The sequence below is a fragment of the Nocardia sp. NPDC020380 genome (assembly GCF_044386975.1).
In the GTDB taxonomy this organism is placed as follows: domain Bacteria; phylum Actinomycetota; class Actinomycetes; order Mycobacteriales; family Mycobacteriaceae; genus Nocardia.
In genome coordinates this window covers 1-18,869 of sequence record NZ_JBIRVQ010000020.1, presented here as the reverse complement: position 1 = coordinate 18,869, position 18,869 = coordinate 1, and the positions used below count along the sequence as shown (strand labels likewise).

Annotated in this window: 16 protein-coding genes and 1 tRNA gene; 11 read left to right on the top strand and 6 right to left on the bottom strand. The window is 65.0% G+C overall.

Annotation, left to right across the window (positions count from 1 at the left end):
* Nucleotides 1-100: 100 nt before the first annotated feature.
* Genes ACH438_RS40220 through ACH438_RS40210 form a run of 3 tightly spaced genes read left to right on the top strand, consistent with a single transcriptional unit; the run spans nt 101 to nt 2,292 of the window.
* Nucleotides 101-310 carry a hypothetical protein gene (locus ACH438_RS40220; protein ID WP_397015366.1) on the top strand — a complete coding sequence of 70 codons (210 nt, stop codon included), beginning with the start codon at nt 101-103 and terminating at the stop codon, nt 308-310.
* Entirely contained in the window at nt 297-1,685 is a 1,389-nt protein-coding gene (locus ACH438_RS40215) for an amidase (protein ID WP_397015364.1), read from the top strand. The genes ACH438_RS40220 and ACH438_RS40215 overlap by 14 nt, the downstream gene beginning before the upstream one ends.
* 43 nt (nt 1,686-1,728) lie before the next feature.
* Nucleotides 1,729-2,292, top strand: coding sequence for a TetR/AcrR family transcriptional regulator (locus ACH438_RS40210; RefSeq protein ID WP_397015362.1), 564 nt, complete (start codon nt 1,729-1,731; stop codon nt 2,290-2,292).
* 83 nt (nt 2,293-2,375) lie between these two features.
* Here the strand turns inward: ACH438_RS40210 and ACH438_RS40205 are convergent, their stop codons facing one another.
* Both ACH438_RS40205 and ACH438_RS40200 read right to left on the bottom strand, forming a co-directional pair.
* A complete protein-coding gene (locus ACH438_RS40205) occupies nt 2,376-3,677 on the bottom strand; it encodes a tetratricopeptide repeat protein (RefSeq protein WP_397015360.1) in 1,302 nt (433 codons plus the stop codon).
* Entirely contained in the window at nt 3,674-4,042 is a 369-nt protein-coding gene (locus ACH438_RS40200; RefSeq protein ID WP_397015358.1) for a hypothetical protein, read from the bottom strand. The genes ACH438_RS40205 and ACH438_RS40200 overlap by 4 nt, the downstream gene beginning before the upstream one ends.
* A 395-nt stretch (nt 4,043-4,437) precedes the next feature.
* Between ACH438_RS40200 and ACH438_RS40195 the strand changes: the two genes are divergently transcribed.
* The 3 genes from ACH438_RS40195 to ACH438_RS40185 are packed head-to-tail and all read left to right on the top strand — an operon-like array spanning nt 4,438 to nt 9,558.
* Nucleotides 4,438-6,567, top strand: coding sequence for a hypothetical protein (locus ACH438_RS40195; protein ID WP_397015356.1), 2,130 nt, complete (start codon nt 4,438-4,440; stop codon nt 6,565-6,567).
* Between the two features lie 22 nt (nt 6,568-6,589).
* On the top strand, nt 6,590-7,012 hold the full coding sequence (locus tag ACH438_RS40190; RefSeq protein ID WP_397015354.1) for a hypothetical protein: 423 nt from the start codon (nt 6,590-6,592) through the stop codon (nt 7,010-7,012).
* Nucleotides 7,009-9,558 (top strand): Hsp70 family protein, encoded by a 2,550-nt coding sequence (locus tag ACH438_RS40185; protein WP_397015352.1) that lies wholly within the window; start codon nt 7,009-7,011, stop codon nt 9,556-9,558. The genes ACH438_RS40190 and ACH438_RS40185 overlap by 4 nt, the downstream gene beginning before the upstream one ends.
* 61 nt (nt 9,559-9,619) lie before the next feature.
* Here ACH438_RS40185 and ACH438_RS40180 read toward each other — a convergent pair.
* The 4 genes from ACH438_RS40180 to ACH438_RS40165 form a co-directional block, all read right to left on the bottom strand.
* Nucleotides 9,620-9,691, bottom strand: a tRNA-Val gene (locus ACH438_RS40180).
* A gap of 64 nt (nt 9,692-9,755) precedes the next feature.
* Entirely contained in the window at nt 9,756-10,220 is a 465-nt protein-coding gene (locus ACH438_RS40175) for a peroxiredoxin (RefSeq protein WP_397015350.1), read from the bottom strand.
* Between the two features lie 124 nt (nt 10,221-10,344).
* On the bottom strand, nt 10,345-10,767 hold the full coding sequence (locus ACH438_RS40170) for a DUF3052 domain-containing protein (RefSeq protein ID WP_397015348.1): 423 nt from the start codon (nt 10,765-10,767) through the stop codon (nt 10,345-10,347).
* Nucleotides 10,768-10,882: 115 nt separating this feature from the next.
* Nucleotides 10,883-11,440, bottom strand: coding sequence for a hypothetical protein (locus ACH438_RS40165; protein ID WP_397015346.1), 558 nt, complete (start codon nt 11,438-11,440; stop codon nt 10,883-10,885).
* 213 nt (nt 11,441-11,653) lie between these two features.
* Between ACH438_RS40165 and aceE the strand changes: the two genes are divergently transcribed.
* The 5 genes from aceE (at nt 11,654) to ACH438_RS40140 (ending at nt 18,572) form a co-directional block, all read left to right on the top strand.
* Complete coding sequence (aceE, locus tag ACH438_RS40160; RefSeq protein WP_397015589.1) at nt 11,654-14,524, top strand: pyruvate dehydrogenase (acetyl-transferring), homodimeric type; 2,871 nt, start codon at nt 11,654-11,656, stop codon at nt 14,522-14,524.
* Between the two features lie 45 nt (nt 14,525-14,569).
* Nucleotides 14,570-15,868 (top strand): PucR family transcriptional regulator, encoded by a 1,299-nt coding sequence (locus ACH438_RS40155; RefSeq protein ID WP_397015587.1) that lies wholly within the window; start codon nt 14,570-14,572, stop codon nt 15,866-15,868.
* A 128-nt stretch (nt 15,869-15,996) separates the two neighbouring features.
* Complete coding sequence (locus ACH438_RS40150) at nt 15,997-16,911, top strand: ACP S-malonyltransferase (protein ID WP_397015585.1); 915 nt, start codon at nt 15,997-15,999, stop codon at nt 16,909-16,911.
* A 93-nt stretch (nt 16,912-17,004) separates the two neighbouring features.
* Nucleotides 17,005-17,310 carry a meromycolate extension acyl carrier protein AcpM gene (gene acpM / locus ACH438_RS40145; protein ID WP_397015344.1) on the top strand — a complete coding sequence of 102 codons (306 nt, stop codon included), beginning with the start codon at nt 17,005-17,007 and terminating at the stop codon, nt 17,308-17,310.
* An 11-nt stretch (nt 17,311-17,321) separates the two neighbouring features.
* Entirely contained in the window at nt 17,322-18,572 is a 1,251-nt protein-coding gene (locus ACH438_RS40140) for a KasA/KasB family beta-ketoacyl-ACP synthase (protein ID WP_397015342.1), read from the top strand.
* The last annotated feature ends 297 nt before the right edge of the window (nt 18,573-18,869 follow it).

Below are 18,869 nucleotides of genomic sequence, written 5' to 3'. Positions count from 1 at the left end.
TTTGCTTTAAGTGACCGTAGGCCCTAACGTCACCTAAAGCAAATGGTTAGCTTTTGCTGATCGCAAGGTCACATCCACCCCGATCGGGAGAGAACTTTTCATGTCCGCCGCAGAACTCACGCCCTCGCAGGCGGCCCGCTGGGCCGACCGCGCAGGCCTGCCACTACCTGCCGACCGGCACGCCGCGGTGGCCGCCACCGCCAACCACATTCATTCCGTCGTGTCGGTCCTGCGCGAGCTGGACTTCGCCGACACCACGCCCGCTGCCGCCTACCGCACCGAACAGGAGCACCACCATGCGACCGCATGAACTGACACTCACCGCGGCAGCCGACGCGATCCGCGAACGCGAGTTGTCCCCCGTCGAATTGGTGGACTCGGTCCTCGACCGAATCGAGGAGGTCGACTCACGCCTGGGCGCCTACGTCACCGTCACCGCCGAGCAGGCTCGCCGGACAGCGCGCGCAGCCGAGCAAGAAATCACCGCGAGCCGCCTGCGAGGCCCGTTGCACGGCATTCCGATGGGCCTGAAGGATCTGATCGATGTCGCGGGCGAGGCCACCACGGCCAGCTCACGAGTCCGCGCCGATCACCGCGCCGAGGCGGACAGCACAGTCGCCGCCGCTCTCACCGCGGCAGGCTCAATCCTGGTCGGCAAGACACACACTCATGAATTCGCCTACGGCCTGACCACCCCGCAAACCAGCAATGCCTGGAACCCGAACCGCGTCGCCGGCGGCTCGAGCGGTGGATCCGCGGTCGCAGTCGCCGCAGGCGCCGCGACCTTCGCCCTCGGCACCGACACCGGCGGATCGATCCGCGTACCCGCCGCACTCAACGGCGTCGTCGGCCTGAAGCCGACCTACGGCCTCATCCCCCGCCACGGCATCACATCCCTGTCCTGGTCCTTGGACCACGTCGGCCCGATCACCCGCACCGTCCAGGACGCGGCCATAGTCCTCACCGCCCTGGCCGGCCACGACCCCCGCGACCCAGCCTCCCGAGCCATCCCCGCCACGAACTACCGGCCGGATGCGGGCCCGGACCTGAAGGGGCTACGCATCGGCGTCCCGCGCAACTACTACTTCGATCACGTCACCCCGGCGATCGAGACCACCGTCCGGCGTGCGATATCCGAGCTGGAGAGCCAAGGCGCACAGCTCGTCGAGGTCGAGATTCCGATGACGCGGTACATCCAGGCCACGCAGTGGGGCCTGATGGTGCCGGAGGCCACCGCCTTCCACGAAAAGACCCTCCGCACAATCCCCGAGCTGTACCAGCCGGACGTGCGCATCCTCCTCGAAGCCGGTGAGCTCATGCCCGCCGGCGACTATCTCCGCGCCCAGCGCGCACGCACCCTCATGCAACAGGCCTGGGCGCGCGTCTTCGAGGAGGTCGACGTAATCGCCGCCCCGACAGTCCCTCTCACCGCCGTGCAGTCCGGCACCGATGCGATCACTTGGCCGGACGGCAACAACGAGGGCGTCTCCGACGCCTACGTACGGCTATCGGCCCCCGCCAACATCACCGGAATCCCCGCCCTGTCCATCCCGGTAGGCCACGACACCGACGGCATGCCCATCGGAATGCAACTGCTGGCCCGCCCATTCGAAGAACCGGCCCTACTGCGAGTCGGCCACGCCTATGAGCAAACCCACCTCGTACGTCCCCTGGCAATGACATGACACGGAAAGGCTTGAAGCAACATCTTTGCTTTAATCTGGTCCCGTGAGTCGAAAGGCAATGGTCCGCCCCGGCGGCCGCAGCGCCCGGGTACAGGCATCGGTCCACGCCGCCATCCACGAACTCGAGTCGGAGATAGGCCGCGAAGCCCTGACCGTCCCCCTGGTAGCCGCCCGCGCCGGCGTAACCCCCTCCACGATCTACCGCCGCTGGGGCGACCTCCAAGAACTCCTCTCCGACGTAGCCGTAGAACGCCTCCGCCCCGACACCGCCCCCCAGGACAAGGGCACCCTGAAGTCCGACCTGGAGTCCTGGGCCGAACAATTCCTGGAAGAAATGGCCGCCCCCGTAGGCCGCGCCTACATCCGCGACGCCCTACTCGGCTCCCCCGACAGCACCAACGCCGGCCAATGCTCAACCTACGCAGCCGAACAAATAACCCTCATCCTCAACCGAGCAACCACCCGAGGCGAACCAACCCCCAACGTCGAAACAATCCTCGACCACGTAGTAGCCCCCATCATGTACCGCATCCTCTTCCGCCCCGACGGCCTCGACCCCACCTACGCCCACCACCTGGTGACCGATCTGCTCGCCGCCCCCGAATAGCCCGAACCCCTAGCACCCCAAAATGATTCGCACCCCAAATCGGAGCGAAGACACGAAAAAACGAAGCAGCCCAAGCTAAGAGTTCAGCGTGACCACGGATGCGGGCCGCGTGGCTGCTCGTTGTTTCGCTGTGGTTGTTCGTGCCCCGCCTTGCGCCACCATGTTGCGGCTTCAGGAAGTTGGCCGAGGTTGCGCAGTCGAATCGCGAGGTTGTGCATGGCATCGGTGCAGTCGGCCTTGGCAGCTCGGCGGTACCAGGCGAGCGCATCGTCGAATCGGAAGCCCTTTTCCAGCACCACAGCGAGGTTGTACATGGCGTCGACGTTGCCGGTCTCCGCAGCGAGACGCCACCAGTGTTCGGCGTCGCGGAAGCCTTGGGCCTCGTACGATGCGCTTGCCAGGCGCATCGCGGCATAGACATCGCCTTGTTCGGCGGCCATCCGATACCAGTTGCGCGATTCGGTGGCTTTTCCTTTTTCCGAGAGCAGATTGGCGAGGGTATTCATCGCAACGATGTGCCCCTGTGCTGCGGCCTGACGCCACCAGCGCTCGGCCTCGGGCAGGTCTCCGCGATCCAGGCACCGTTGGCCGCGCTGGTACGACAGCTCAGCCTGACGGCGGGCCTCGTCCGACGTGGTGGCGACAGTGCCATCGGGGTTACGCCGAACACCCGGCACGGCGAAAAGATGAAGGCCACCGGCAGCATTGACAGTTCGCCGCCGGGGACGGGGACGACCCTTCCGACACAGGATCTCGTCGATTTGCACAAATAGCTGATCAAGTGTGACGTCGGCGTTGGTCGCAGCGCTCAACAGCGCTGCGGTGAAGGCAGTGTTGCGGTCGCCATCCGGTGCCACTGATGGTTCGTTTCCGGCAGAAGACGCAATCGTGTAGGTGCCGTGTATATCCAACTGGCCATCGACGAGACTAGGCTGCCCGCTCATCGCCTCGAACGCGCGACCGGAGAAGCAGCAATCGAGGATCAGGATGCGTGCCCGGGCCCGGCTTCCGATCAGCTCCTCGCGCAGCGTCTCGAACCGCACCGAACTCCAGGCAGGGTGGTCGGGATTGCTGTCTGGCAATGCCAGGTACAGCCGCCCTTGCTGGTCCAGCAGGCCGTGCCCGGTGTAGTACACCAGAAGCACGTCCTCGGCGCTCTTCGCGGAGCCTGCCAGCGCCGCACCGACTTGCGAGTTCCGTTCTGGATCCACGAGGACTGTGCAGTGGTCGTCAGCCAATCCCGCGCCAGTGGGTGAGGTCAGCAGGGAAGCCAGGTCGACGACATTGTTGCCGGCAGCTGGGATATCGGGAACGCCGGTATCCGTGTAGCGACTCACCCCGATCAAAACCGCGCGCCAACCACTACGGTCCGCGGCGGCGGTCATGGCGTGTTGTCCAGTTTCCCGAGCATATCCTGCAGTGCCGCAGCGATTTCCGGTGTCTTGATCCGTTTGGCGTCGACGGTGATCTCGGCACGCCCATCGACCTTGACGGTGACCGACAAGTCCGACCGCAGGTGGGCGAACCATGCGGTCAGCGACTTGGCCAGTGCCGGGCCTATTCCGCCCGCGGCGACCGCGACTTCCAGCACATCGGCGACTCCACCCATCTGTCCCGGGCGAATGTTCTCTCGAGGCAAGATCATTCGCCCTCGCAGCTCGTCGTCGCCGTTGAACCATTCGAGCAGGTGCAATAGGTCATCCGTGCTGCCGCTGGTGCGGATTGTCAACTGACCCATGGACTCCGGCATGCCATCAATCCTGCCTCCCGAGGCCGCGGCCCGCCTACGGAACGGCCTAGCGAATCGGATACCGGTGAGCGGCTGCCGATGGCGGCGGTCGAAGGCTATTCTGCAGTCGTGGGGTGACGTCCACAGTCACTCCGCGCCTGGGGGATACGGTGCGATGGCGCTTACGCAAAGGCAACCCACTGCCGCCCGGTTCTGCCGATGCGCCGGCCGACGAGACAGCGGAGCCCGGGGATGGTCCGGAACTGGTATCAGCACTGACGAGTTTCCTGCACGACGCCGACGACCGAACGCTCGACTATCACAAGAGATCGGTGCTGGCGCACATTCGAAGCATGGCACCGCAATCCCCGGATGCAGCAATCTACCTACTCAGTGCCCTGAACCGACGTCGGGTTGTGCCTCGCAACGCAATTCGGTATGTGCTGGGTCAGTGGTTGCGCTCGCCGGACCCCGCGGCCTTCGAGTCCACCTGGCCCATCGCGGACGAACTGCTGCGCGCCAACGTCTTACAGGTCTGGATGGGCGAACAGATCCGAGCCGAGTCCTCAACCGCGTCACCGACATTCCGACAGCTCGCCCGACGTCATCTCGCCGCACAGGTCGATCGGGACTTCGAGTGGTTTCTGCAAGATGGCGCACCGGTGTGGCAACTGTTGTTCGCTTTGGGTCCCGATACCAGCGCCGAATGGTATTGCGCACTAGGTGATTACGCCATATTGCGTGGCGATACCCCGTCCGCCTACCAGCGCTACACACTAGCCGAGCAGTACGGGTCATCCCAGGCGCGAGAACGCCTGACGCGGTGGCCCGATCTGATGTCCTATCGAGCATTGATCCGAAATGAGCCAGGCCCTGAAATGGCCGGCTCCAGCAGCTACCTGCGGTTGCTGCAGACTGCGGTCGGTGTCGCCCGTGGTCTCCCTGCAACTGCGGAGGTCTCGGGTTCGGAGGACACCAGACTGTGGCGTCAAACCATATTCGTCAACGCCTTGCGGCGATTACGCGCCGACGATCACTCCGGTGCAAGCGCGGAGCTCCGTCGGATTCTAGGCAAACGCACTCGTTCGGCCGATGACCTCGCCGTCGATGCCAGTGCCCGAATCCTCCTCGGTGCGCTCGAATCGGATGATCGGATGATCGCCGCTGGAGCGCGCAAACTGTTCTCCCACTATGGCGATCGCTGGCCCGCCTACTCGATAGTCGATCCATACGTAGTGCTGATCGCGGTTGCCCACATCGAACCGGCACTATTGGGCGGCAACAACAGTGGAAGCACCGTCACCAACGTCCGACTCGTGGCCGCGCACCGGTCGCTGGTTCGAGCCGCGGCGCTACTTTCCGACGACCAACAGGTACGAGCCCGGTTGTCGGAAGCAAAACGACTACTCGAAGGCATATCCGGAGATTCCGCCGACAAGCTCCGCACCAGTATCGATCGGATCACCGAGGTCAGCGCCCAGCGCAGTCGGCAGCACCCGAGCCGAACACCGGGCTCCCTCGCCTTCGGTGCGCTGCAGCAGAACGGTGTGTGCCATCCATGGTCTCCCGCCGCGGAGCTGATATGGCGTTCGGAGGACAGCCTCGGTCCGGGCGATTGGCGAAGCCTCCACCATCTGGCCATTACGCTGCATGCGCGGGCCTACCAGCTCGAATCCGACAACGACAAGCGGGCTTTCGACTACTGGACTTACGCCTTGGCGTGTTGGGCACGGCTGCACGCCGACAACGAGTTCTGGGCAGGTCTGCGCGCACACTTGACTCAGGTGCTCGCGAAGGACGCCGTCGGGGACATCGATGGGGTTATTGCCGCGGCCCGCGCGGCGCTTCCCGCTCAGGTACTAGAGCCCCATGCGACCAGAATTCATCAGCTTCGCGGCACCCAGCTGCAGCGAGCCCGCACGCACTACGAGATCATCCTCCACGCGCCGCTTCCCACCGCGGCGCGACGCCAGACACTCGACTCCCTGATCGGTGCCGCCGCGGTACAGGTCGGACGGCTATCGCGCGAAAAGAACTGGGATAGTGCGCTCACGGAAGCACAACGGTGGATGCAGATCGACCCGACCAGTCTCCGGTTCGCCGAACTGCTGCTGGAAACCTCCAATGATTTTCTGGAGAGCCTCTCCACAGATTCGGACTGGATCGCACGAGCACATCCCGTACTCAACAATGTCGAGTATCAAACCCGTCCAGCCCTCCGCTGTCTCGACGGAACCGGCCTACTACTGACCGAGATGCACACCGATGATCGCCGAGCATGTATGGCGGCACTGGCGAAGCACGAATACTGGCTCGGCCTACTACGCCAGCAGGTGGCCGGCCGGTATCTCGGCGACTTGGCAGACGGCACCCCGCAGTGGATCAACGAATGCGCCGACGAGTTCCTGGCCGCCGCTTCGCATTTCTCCCGGGCACTACTGCTCGGGCTACCTCCGGTCTCCCCATACGACCAAGCCTCGAAGCTACAGCGCGCCGTCGAAACGGCGGGACAGAAGGTCCGCGAGATGGACGCCCGCACCGCCTGACAAAGCAGGAGTGAACACCACAATGAATCCCTGGGCATGGAACGATAGAAATCCGTACTACGGCACCGCATTTCACCTACTGGACTTGGATCCGGGCTCCGATCGGGCGACGGCCCGCGCACGCATCGAGGCCCGTCGCACCCGAATCCGGCGCAGCGCGGAGCGCTTCCCGCTGTTCGGCCAGATCCTCAGCCTCGCTCAAATCAATTCGGCAGCGCAAAGACTCGATTCCGCCTCGGCGAGATTGTCGGAAGAGCTGCGCACGCACCGACCCGAACCACCAATGGACGGTCCGAACGAGTTGGCGATCCTTCGCGAGTTGGCCGAGTTCGCCCTGACCGAACCGGCATACCGCACGGCACTGGTCGACTATCAGGTCTTGCCGAAGCTATTGCCGCCCATAGCCACCTTCCCCATGCTCGACGAAGACGAGGAGTTGTCATGACCGTGACCGTGGGAATCGACCTCGGCACCACCAATTGCTGCGTGGCCGTGCCCGCCGACGCCAATATTCCGGACAAGGCGGCGCTGATCGAACGTGGTCGGCTGCGGCCGCTCGGCGGAGTCCTGATCGTCACCAACCCTGATCTCTCGCTGACCACTCCGTCCGCGGTCTGGGTCGGACACGACGGCATAGCGCTGGTCGGTGCGCCCGCCAAACGAAAGGCCCGCGTACCGGGCGCCCCGCCCGCCATGTTCTTCAAGCGCATCATGGGCACCGACCAGACCGTCCGCGCCGGACACTCCGAACTCACCGCGATACAGGCATCAACGATGCTGCTACGACACCTGAGGCAGACCGCTGAAGACGCCCTCGGTGTCACGATCGATCGCGCCGTCATCACAGTGCCGGCCTATTTCGAGGCCAGCGCCAAAACCAGTACGGCCGAGGCGGGTCAGCACGCCGGGCTGGAGGTAGCGGAGACGCTCATAGAACCGGTCTCCGCCGCACTGGCACACCGATATCTGGACGAGCAGCCCGTGCAGGGCCCACACCGATTGCTGGTCTACGACCTCGGTGGCGGAACCTTCGACACCTCGGTAGTTCTGTGGGACCCCGAGGAGGGCTTCACCAGCAAGTCCTTCGACGGCGACAGGTATCTCGGCGGGTACGACTTCGATCAAGCCATCGTCGATTGGATGATCGAAAAACTGCCTGCCTACGATCTCGCCTCGGAGCCGGGCAACGCACAGGACAGCGAGCGGCAAGCGCGGTTGCTGTCGCTGGCCGAGCGAGCAAAACACGAACTGTCCCAGGACACCGAAACCGAGATCGTCGACGACAACCTCGAAGATCGATCCGGGCAGCCGATGAACATCAATCTGACCATCCGTCGGACCGATTTCGAGACCAAGATCGGTGCCTATCTCCGGGACACGATCGAGCAGTGCGACTCGGCTCTTCGTAAGGGTCGCGTGCAACCGGACCAACTCGACGAAGTGGTGCTGGTCGGAGGTTCCTCACGCATTCCGCTCGTATCCACCTTGCTGAAGCGTCATTTCGGCAAAACGCCGCGCCGTCTCCATCCCGAATTAGTGGTCGCCATCGGTGCCGCACTGAAGGCCGGAAGTCTCACCGATCGCCGCAGCAAGGTACTGGAAATCGATCGCCCGATCCCGATGGAGACAACCGTGGATATCGGCGGTCGAGTGCTTCCGGACGCGCGAGCAACCGGCGAAACTGTAGTAGTGCTGCGGCCCGGCGGCCAACGCGAGCCGGTCGACGGCGACGGAAGTTTCCAGTTCCTCGACGTTCCCCTGGATGACAGGGCGACCTTTACCATCCAGGTGCTCCGCGACGACGTGGAGGTCGCCAGCGAGGTCATTACAATCTCGCGAGAAGACCCCACCGATGCGACCTCGGTCAAGGACGCGCTCGCACACGACTTCGCGATCGAACGACTCGACCGCAAACTACTGCCGATCGCCAAGGCGGGCACCACAATTCCACATCGTGAGCTACAGCGATTGCAGACGGCGACGACCGGTTCGACACTGACGGTCAGGCTGTACGAGGGCTTGGTCCCGATCGGTTTCGTGCAGATCCGCGACCTCCCGGCCGACCTCCCGCCCGGCAGCCATGTGGAAGTGGCCTTCGAATTCGCCGCGGATTGGACCATTCATGTCGATGTCGACCTGCCCGGCCTGAACAGATCCGCCACCGGAATCATCGAGGTACCCACCCGGCAGGTACCCGGATGGACCGAAATGCAACAGCGCGCCACCAAACTCGAGGACGACTGGAAACAGGCACAGCGTGAAGGGCACAGCGCCGAGGTAGCCGAGGCCGAGCCGGACGTCACCCGGCGACTGACCACGATTCTGCCGCTGCTGCACCAACAACGGGATCCGGCCAAGGCGCATCATCTGCTCCTGGAGACCGAGACCCTCTTGGGCCGCCTCTTCGAATCCGCGGACATCGAGGGATATCTGGAACCTCCGCCGAGCCGATTCCACGAAAACCTGCACTCGCTGCGGCGTCGCATCGAGGAGCTGTCCGGGCACGATCAGGCCGCCGCCGAGGCATTCCTGTTCCGCATGGCCAACCTCGAATCGGAAGGCCAGGCAGCAAGAGCATGCCGTGACCTGATCCGCTGGCGGCGAGTGAACCGCGATCTGGAGGACGCTTTGAACGAGATCTGGCAGATCCCGTTCGTTCGGGATACCGCGCGGATGCCTGCCGATACGATCAAACAACGATTGCTGGAAATAAGCGCCGACGTCGATTCGACCATCACCCGCAGATACCTCGAACTCCTGGACGATTCAGGCATGGAACCGCAGGATCGCGCACTCCTACCCCACGAGCGGGACGCTTTCCGCGACAAGCTCGCCCAGGTCCGCGGGGCAATCGTGCAAGTCCAAACCGAGAGCTCGACAGCCCGCACCGAATTGTTCCGCATCTACGACCGCCTGGCACCGTTGCAACGGGCGGTGGAGGGTTGGCGCCGCGAAATCGGTATATGGGACCTAGGACATACCCAAAGCTAGATGCGGGCCGTCACCACAGCTATCCGAAAACCCAGGCGTAGCCTGGGTTTTCGACGATGGGTGGGCGCAGAGGGTTTCGAACCCCCGACCGCTGGTGTGTAAAACCAGTGCTCTACCACTGAGCTATACGCCCCGGACTGCCCGGCTGGGCCGGGGTCGGATGTTGCCTGCAGATCCGGGGATCCGCGGGCGACGGGTTATGAATCTAGTGTGGCCAACGCTTTTTCCCAAGCTGCCTGGTCACGGGGCTCGCCGGGGCCGTTCATCTCGGAGAAGCGGATGATGCCGTCCTTGTCTACTACGAAGGTTCCGCGGTTGGGGTAGCCGGATTTTTCGTTGAAGACGCCGTAGGTTTGGGCTACCGATCCGTGCGGCCAGAAGTCGGAGAGCAGGGGGAAGGTGTAGCCCTGTTCGGCCGCCCAGATCTTGTGGGTGGGCGGGGGGCCTACGGAGATGGCGAGGATCTCTGCGTTGTCGTTCTGGAACTTGGGGAGTTCGTCACGGACGCGGCAGAGTTCGCCTTGGCAGATGCCGGTGAACGCCAGCGGGTAGAAGACGATCAGGACGTTCTTCTCGCCGCGGTACGCCGAGAGGGTGACTTCCTGGTTGTTCTGGTCCTTCAGAGTGAAGTCCGGTGCGACCGTGCCCACCTCTAACGGCATGCGGGAACCTCCATCGTGTCGGCAGCAGCAAGCGACACGACGCAGTGCTCACACATGAACGGACCGCGCTCACGCATGAGTCACTCGCGCATCACCCACTCGAAAACCTTAGCGAAGACGCGGTTCAGCGCTGCTTCGAGGGCGTCTTGGGCTGGGTCAGCTTGGTTCCGGTCCAGGTTCCGAGACTTACCGGGGTAGTCGAATTGAGGCCGGCGGGTACCGCCGACTCCGCGATCTCGCTCGGATCGACATGGCCGGGGTGACCGGTCTTGGGGGTGAGCACCCAGACGACACCGTCGTCGGCCAACGGGGAGATCACATCCATCAGCTCGTCGACCAGGTCACCATCCCCGTCGCGCCACCACAGCAGGACGACATCGACAACCTCGTCGGTATCTTCGTCCAGCAGTTCCGAGCCGATCGTCTCTTCGAGGTTGGCCCGCAAGTCGTCGTCGGTATCCTCGTCCCAGCCCAGCTCCTGAACGGCCATGCCATGTGAAATGCCAAGCTTCTGAGCGTAGTTCTGCGCGTCCGCCGCGGCGACCACGGTGGTGTCCTCCTCTTATTCCCGACAGTAGGTAGATGCAAGCGAACATGGTTAAAGCCTCGAGCGCAAGCCGATCGGCCGAATTCGCACCCAGAATGTCGTAGTTGAGACCCGTTTACTTGGATGGGCAGGCCGTCCGGACGGCATCCAGGGCGTCGTTGACCTTGTGACTGGCGTCGTTCAAGGGGGCAACGGCGGCCGCCGGCGTCATCTTCCGAACTTCCGCCGCCAGCGTGCGCGCCGCGTTCACGTAGTCGGTGAACTTCTGCCCCAGATCGGCCGGCAGGTCCGAACCCGAAGTGTTGACCTGATTCTCGACGGTCTTGGCCGCGTCCTCGAGCGCGCCGGCCGCCGCGTCCCGTTTCGCGGTCTGGTCGTCGGTGCCCTTGTCGTGGGCGTCCACATAGTCGTTGTAGCTGTTCACGGCCGTGCCGGTGGTGGTGCGGAACGGGTCGCAGTTGTCGGCGATCGCCTTGTTCTGCGCCGCTGCCGCTTTGGAAGAGGAAGCCGCCGCCGAGGAGGAGGAGACGTCCGCGCGATACGAGGTCACCTGAGCCGAATTCGCGGTCGGGGTACCCTCGACCGTGTTCGAGCAGCCTGCGACGATCGCGAGTCCGATGCCGAGCGCAACGGTCGTGCACATCACCCCGAACCCCCGCGGGTTCAGTTTCACTGTTCCTCCCCGTTCCATGCCTCGGCCGGTTCCCTGGAGAACGGTACTGGATTTACGGCTGACATGATGACCTGGGCCGCATCCTCGGCAAGGATGTGAGGTGCGACCCGAACCGATCGTTACGGGTATGCCGCCCACCAGCGGTGACCCGGGGTAATGACGCCATCAGATGTCCCCACCCCTGTACGAGGAGCAAACGTCTTGACCGACCTGATGCACCCGATTTCTTCGTCGAACCCCACCAATGGCTCGGCGGCCAAGCGCCCGGCAGGGGGCCGGGTCCGAGTGATCCGCGAGGGGGTGGCGTCATACCTGCCGGACATCGATCCGGAAGAAACCAGCGAATGGCTCGACTCCTTCGACGAGATGCTCGACCGTGAGGGCCCGGGCCGGGCCCGCTACCTCATGCTGCGCATGCTCGAGCGCGCCGGCGAACGCCATGTCGCGATCCCGGCCCTGACGTCCACCGACTACGTCAACACCATCCCCACCGAGAACGAGCCCTGGTTCCCCGGCGACGAGGAGACCGAGCGCCGCTTCCGGGCCTACATCCGCTGGAACGCCGCGATCATGGTGCATCGCGCGCAGCGGCCGGGAGTCGGTGTGGGCGGCCACATCTCGACCTACGCGTCCTCAGCGGCGCTGTACGAGGTCGGCTTCAACCACTTCTTCCGCGGCAAGGACCACGCGGGCGGCGGTGACCAGGTGTATATCCAGGGTCACGCCTCTCCCGGCGTGTACGCCCGCGCCTTCCTGGAAGGCCGCTTGACGGAAGACCAGCTGGACGGTTTCCGGCAGGAGTACAGCGCCGGCGGCCCCGGCCACGGCCTGTCCTCCTACCCGCACCCGCGGCTGATGCCGGACTTCTGGGAATTCCCCACGGTGTCAATGGGTCTCGGCCCGATGAACGCCATCTACCAGGCCCGGTTCAACCACTACCTGCACGATCGCGGCATCAAGGACACGTCCGACCAGCATGTGTGGGCGTTCCTCGGCGACGGCGAGATGGACGAGCCGGAATCGCGCGGCCTCATCCAGGTGGCCGCCAACGAGGCCCTGGACAATCTGACCTTCGTCATCAACTGCAACCTGCAGCGCCTCGACGGCCCGGTCCGCGGTAACGGCAAGATCATTCAGGAGCTGGAGTCCTTCTTCCGCGGCGCCGGCTGGAACGTCATCAAGGTCGTCTGGGGCCGCGAGTGGGACGCCCTGCTGCAAGCCGACCGCGACGGCGCCCTGGTCAACCTGATGAACACCACCCCCGACGGCGACTACCAGACGTACAAGGCCAATGACGGCGCCTACGTCCGCGAGCACTTCTTCGGCCGCGACCCGCGCACCAAGGAACTCGTCAAAGGCCTCTCCGACGGCGACATCTGGAACCTCAAGCGCGGCGGCCACGATTACCGCAAGATCTACGCGGCGTACGCGGCGGCCATGGCGCACAAGGGACAACCGACGGTCATCCTCGCCAAGACCATCAAGGGCTACGGTCTCGGCAAGCACTTCGAGGCGCGCAATGCGACGCACCAGATGAAGAAGATGACCCTCGACGATCTGAAGGCGTTCCGCGACGTGCAGCGCATTCCGATCACCGACGCCGAGCTGGAGCGCGACCCGTACCGCCCGCCGTACTACACCCCCGGCGCCGACGCCCCGGAGATCCAGTACATGCTGGACCGCCGCAAGCAGCTGGGCGGCTTCGTGCCCGAACGCCGCACGGCCGCACAGCCGCTGGTGCTCCCGGGCGACGAGCCCTACCGCTCGGTCCGCAAGGGTTCCGGCAAGCAGAGCGTCGCCACCACCATGGCGTTCGTCCGCTTGATGAAGGAACTGTTGCGCGACAAGGAGATCGGCAAGCGCATCGTGCCGATCATCCCCGACGAGGCCCGCACCTTCGGTATGGACTCGTGGTTCCCGTCGCTGAAGATCTACAACCGCAACGGCCAGCTCTACACCTCGGTCGACGCGGAACTCATGCTGGCGTACAAGGAATCGTCGGTCGGCCAGATCCTGCACGAGGGCATCAACGAGGCCGGTTCCACCGCGAGCTTCACCGCGGTCGGCACCTCGTACTCGACGCACGGCGAGCCGATGATCCCGCTGTACATCTTCTACTCGATGTTCGGCTTCCAGCGCACCGGCGACGGCCTGTGGGCGGCGGCGGACCAGATGGCGCGTGGTTTCGTGCTCGGCGCCACCGCCGGCCGCACCACGCTGACCGGTGAGGGCCTGCAGCACAACGACGGTCATTCGCTGCTGCTGGCGTCCACGAATCCGGCTGTGGTGTCCTACGATCCGTCGTTCGCCTTCGAGATCGCGCACATCGTGCGGGACGGCCTGCGGCGCATGTACGGCGGCGGGCTCGCGCACGGTTTCCAGAACGCCCTGCCGGGCACCGATCCCGAGGCGCACTCGCAGCACCACGAGTTCGGCGGCGAGGACATCTTCTACTACATCACCCTCTACAACGAGCCCCAGCAGCAGCCGGTCGAGCCGGAGCAGCTGGATGTGGCGGGCCTGCTCAAGGGCATCTACCTCTACAAGCGCGGCGGCGCGGGCGACGTGCGCGCCCAGATCCTGGTCTCCGGCGTCACCATGCCGGACGGCCTGCGCGCGCAGCAGCTGCTCGCCGAGGAGTGGGGCGTGCAGGCCGATGTGTGGTCGGTGCCGGGCTGGGGTGAACTCCGCAAGGAGGCGCTCGCCCTGGAGATCGCGAAACTGCGCCACCCCGAACAGGATCCGGGTCAGCCGTATGTGACCCAGGTGCTGTCCGGTGCCGAGGGCCCGTTCGTGGCCGCCTCGGACTGGGTGCGGGCGGTGCCGGATCAGATCCGCCAGTGGGTGCCGGGCAAGTACATCACCTTGGGCACGGACGGTTTCGGCTTCTCCGACACCCGTCCGGCCGCGCGCCGCGTGTTCAACGTGGATGCGCAGTCCATCGTGGTGGCGGCCCTGTCGGGGCTGGCCGAACTCGGGAAGATCGCTCCCGCCAAGGTCGCCGAGGCGGCCGCGCGCTACCGCATCGACGATGTGAACGCCGCGCCGAAGGCGGCACCAGGTTCCGAAGGCGGCGACGCATAACGCACGATTAACACCGTGGACCGTAAACCGCCGAAGCCGCGCCGGATCAACGAGGGCACTTCCGAAAACGAGGTGTACCTGCCGACCGGCGCGCTCTCCCCGAATCGGCAGACGCGTGATCCGCTTCCGGACACTCTCCTCAAGCGGGTGAAGCAGTTCTCGGGTCGCTTGTCGACCGAGGCTGTCGCGTCGATGCAGGATCGGTTGCCGTTCTTCGCCAATCTGGATGCCGCGCAACGCGCGGGCGTGCAGATGCTGGTGCAGACGGCGGTGGTGAACTTCCTGGAGTGGCTGCAGGATCCGGAATCGGATATCCGGTTCTCCCTGGACGCCTTCCAGGTGATTCCGGACGATCTGGCGCGGCGGCTGACGCTGCGCCAGACGGTGGACATGGTCCGGGTGGCCATGGAGTTCTTCGAGCAGTGGCTGCCGGCGCTGGCGCGCAACGACCGGCAGCTGGTGGCGCTCACCGAGGCGGTGCTGCGATACGGGCGGGAGCTCGGTTTCGCGGCCGCCTCGGTGTACGCCTCGGCCGCGGAGTCCCGCGGCGCCTGGGACACCCGATTGGAGGCGCTGGTCGTCGACGCCGTGGTGCGTGGCGATACCGGCCCCGAAATGCTGTCCCGCGCGGCCACTTTGAACTGGGATGCGACCGCCCCGGCCACGGTCCTGGTGGGAACTCCCCCCAAAGACCAGGTGGCCGTTGTCAGTTCCGTACATAGCGCCGCCACCCGGCACGGCCGCAATGCCCTCGCGGTGGTGCAGGGTTCGCGGCTGGTGATGGTGGTGAGCGGTCATCTGGGCGACACCATGTATCCGTCGCCGTTCCTCGGTGAGCTATTGAGCGAGGCCTTCTCGGACGGCCCGGTGGTGATCGGGCCGACCATGCGCACGCTGTCCGCGGCGCATGTCAGCTCGGTGGAAGCCATGGCCGGTATGGAGGCCGTGGTGGGCTGGCGCGGGGCGCCGCGGCCGGTGCATGCCTCCGAGTTATTGCCCGAACGCGCCCTGCTCGGTGACCGGGCCGCGATAGACGCCCTCAACGAACATCTCGTGCTACCGTTGGCCGCCGCCAGCGCCGACCTCTCGGACACTCTGGATGCTTATCTGGACTGCGGCGGAGCCGTCGAGACTTGCGCCCGCCAGCTGTACGTTCATCCAAATACGGTCCGTTACCGGTTGAAGCGCATCGCCGATATCACCGGACGTGATCCGATGAACCCGCGCGATGCGTATGTGTTACGTATCGCAGCCACAGTAGGTCGGCTGACACGAACCCGTAACGAAACACCTACTCCGGCCACAGACGCCACTCCTGTCACAGATCCGAAAGACGGGATGTAACGCGTCCCCGGAACCGGGCGATCGGGGCAAGCCACTAGGCCGTTTGTGGACTCCCCACAAAACTGCCGAGCAAGCTTCATTCGCGCCGACATCTCGTGAGAGCGCCACCACAGTGTTTTCTTATGAGCGTGATCGCGTTGTTCGCCCCTGGACAGGGCTCTCAGACACCCGGCATGCTCACCCCTTGGCTCGAACTCCCTGGCGCTGCGGACCGCATCGCGCTGTGGGGTAAGGCCGCGGGGCTGGACCTGCTGCGGTTGGGCACCACAGCGACAGCGGATGAAATCGTCGACACGGCTGTGACGCAGCCGCTCGTCGTCGCGGCTGCCCTTCTGGCTTTCGCGGAAGTCCCGCAGGATTCACTGCCCGCGGATACCATCGTCGCCGGACACTCGGTCGGCGAATTCGCCGCCGCTGCCGTCGCCGGAGTCATCTCCGCCGACGATGCGGTGACCCTGGCCGCCATCCGCGGAGCGGAGATGGCCAAGGCTTGCGCAATCGAGCCGACCGGTATGTCCGCGGTGCTCGGCGGTGACGAAGCCGTCGTGCTCGCGCGGCTCGAGGAACTCGGCCTGGTTCCGGCCAACCGCAATGCGGTGGGCCAGATCGTGGCCGCGGGTAAGCTCGAGGCCCTCGCGGAACTCGCGGCGAACCCGCCGGAAAAGGCACGTGTTCGTACTCTTCCGGTCGCCGGCGCCTTCCACACCGCGTTCATGGCACCTGCCCGGGACGCCGTGGCGGAGGCGATCGCACAGATCGCCCCGAGCGACCCGACCCGGGTTCTGCTGTCGAATTTCGACGGCAAGGCCGTAACGTCGGGCAGGGATGCCATCGATAAGCTGGCGAACCAGGTCACCAGCCCAGTGCGCTGGGACCTGTGCACCGAAACCGTCCGTGCTGCGGGTGTTTCCGCGGTGGCAGAGTTGCCGCCGGCCGGAACCCTGGTCGGGATCGCCAAGCGGGAGCTCAAGGGCACCCCGAATCTGGCGCTGAAGACTCCTTCGGACCTCCCCGCGCTCGCCGAACTCACGTCGGCAAGCTAGCTTGACTCGCGGTCCCGCACCGTCAACGGCGACGGCGCGACCCCGGACCGAGAATCCCAACCCACTACAGGAAACAAGAAGGGAGCCACCAAAGTGGCCGCTCTGACCCAGGAACAGATCGTCGAAGAGCTCGGCAAGATCATCGAAGAGGTGACCGGTATCGAGCCCTCCGAGGTGACCATCGAGAAGTCCTTCGTCGACGACCTGGACATCGACTCGCTGTCGATGGTCGAGATCGCCGTCCAGACCGAGGACAAGTACGGCGTCAAGATCCCCGATGAGGACCTGGCGAGCCTGAAGACCGTCGGCGACGCGGTGGCGTACATCCAGAAGCTCGAGGCCGAGAACTCCGAGGCCGCCGAGGCGATGAAGGCCAAGTTCGCAGCTGACGGCGAATAAGGACCGACACTGTGACCACTCCTTCCACCTTGAACGGGAACTTCCCCAACGTCGTCGTCACGAGCATGGCGGCGACCACGTCGATCGCCGGTGACGTCGATGCGACGTGGAAGGGCCTCCTCAATGGCGAGAGCGGAATCGACACTCTCGAGGACGATTTCATCGAGGAGTACGGCCTTCCGGTTCGCATCGGCGGGCACCTGAAGGTGTCGCCGGATTCCCTCCTCGACCGCGTCGAGATCCGCCGTATGGCGTATGTCGAGCGGCTGGCCATGGTTTTGGGCCGCGAGGTGTGGAAGAACGCCGGTTCCCCCGAGGTCGACCCGCTGCGGCTGGGTGTGGCCATCGGCACCGGCCTCGGCGGCGGCGATGCGCTCATCGACTCGGTCGACAAGCTGAAGAACGGCGGCTATCGCAAGATTTCGCCGCTGGCTGTTCAGATGGTCATGCCGAACGGTCCTTCTGCCGTCGTCGGTCTCGAACTCAAGGCCCGGGCGGGAGTGGTCACTCCGGTCTCGGCGTGCTCATCGGGTTCGGAGGCCATCGCCAACGCGTGGCGCATGATCGTCATGGGTGACGCCGACATGGTGGTCACCGGCGGTGTCGAGGGCTACATCGACTCGATTCCGATCGCGGCGTTCTCGATGATGCGGGCCATGTCGACCCGCAACGACGCGCCGAAGGCGGCCTCCCGGCCGTTCGACAAGGACCGCGACGGCTTCGTGTTCGGCGAAGCGGGCGCGCTCATGGTCATCGAGACCGAAGAGCACGCCAAGGCGCGCGGCGCCACGATCCACGCCCGCCTGATGGGCGCTGGTATCACCTCCGACGGTTTCCACCTGGTGGCGCCGGATCCGGAAGGTAGCGGTGCGGCTCGCGCCATGCAGCGCGCGATGCAGACCGCGGGTCTGTCCGCCAAGGACGTGACCCATGTGAACGCTCACGCGACCGCCACTCCCATTGGCGACAGCGCGGAAGCGAACGCGATTCACAAGGCGGGTGTCAACCACGCCTCGGTGTACGCGCCGAAGTCCGCCCTGGGCCACTCGATCGGCGCCGTCGGCGCGCTCGAGTCGGTGCTCACGGTTCTCAGCATCCGGGACGGGATCGTTCCGCCCACGCTGAACCTGGACAACCAGGATCCGGAGATCGATCTCGATGTGGTGCACGGCGATGCTCGCCGGCAGGACATCGAGTACGCGATCAACAACTCTTTCGGTTTCGGTGGGCACAATGTCGCGCTCGCCTTCGGCCGGTACTGACACGCACGCCAGCGAGCTGGCAATAGCTACAGCAAGCACCGGTCAGTAGACAAGCGACCCAGGCGGGGTCTCGGATGGGGTAGATCCCGCACCCGAGACCCCGCCTGGGACAACGACATTCGCAGCCGCTCTCAGCGACCGCCTTCCTATCAGGAGAGTTTGCGATGACCATCATGGCCCCCGCACACGCGGACACCACGACCGATCCCCGTGACCCGCTGGGTCGGTTGCAGCGCTTCTTCGATCCCGGAACCGTTCTGCCCCTGCATCCCCGCGACAAGTCGGGTGTGCTCGCCG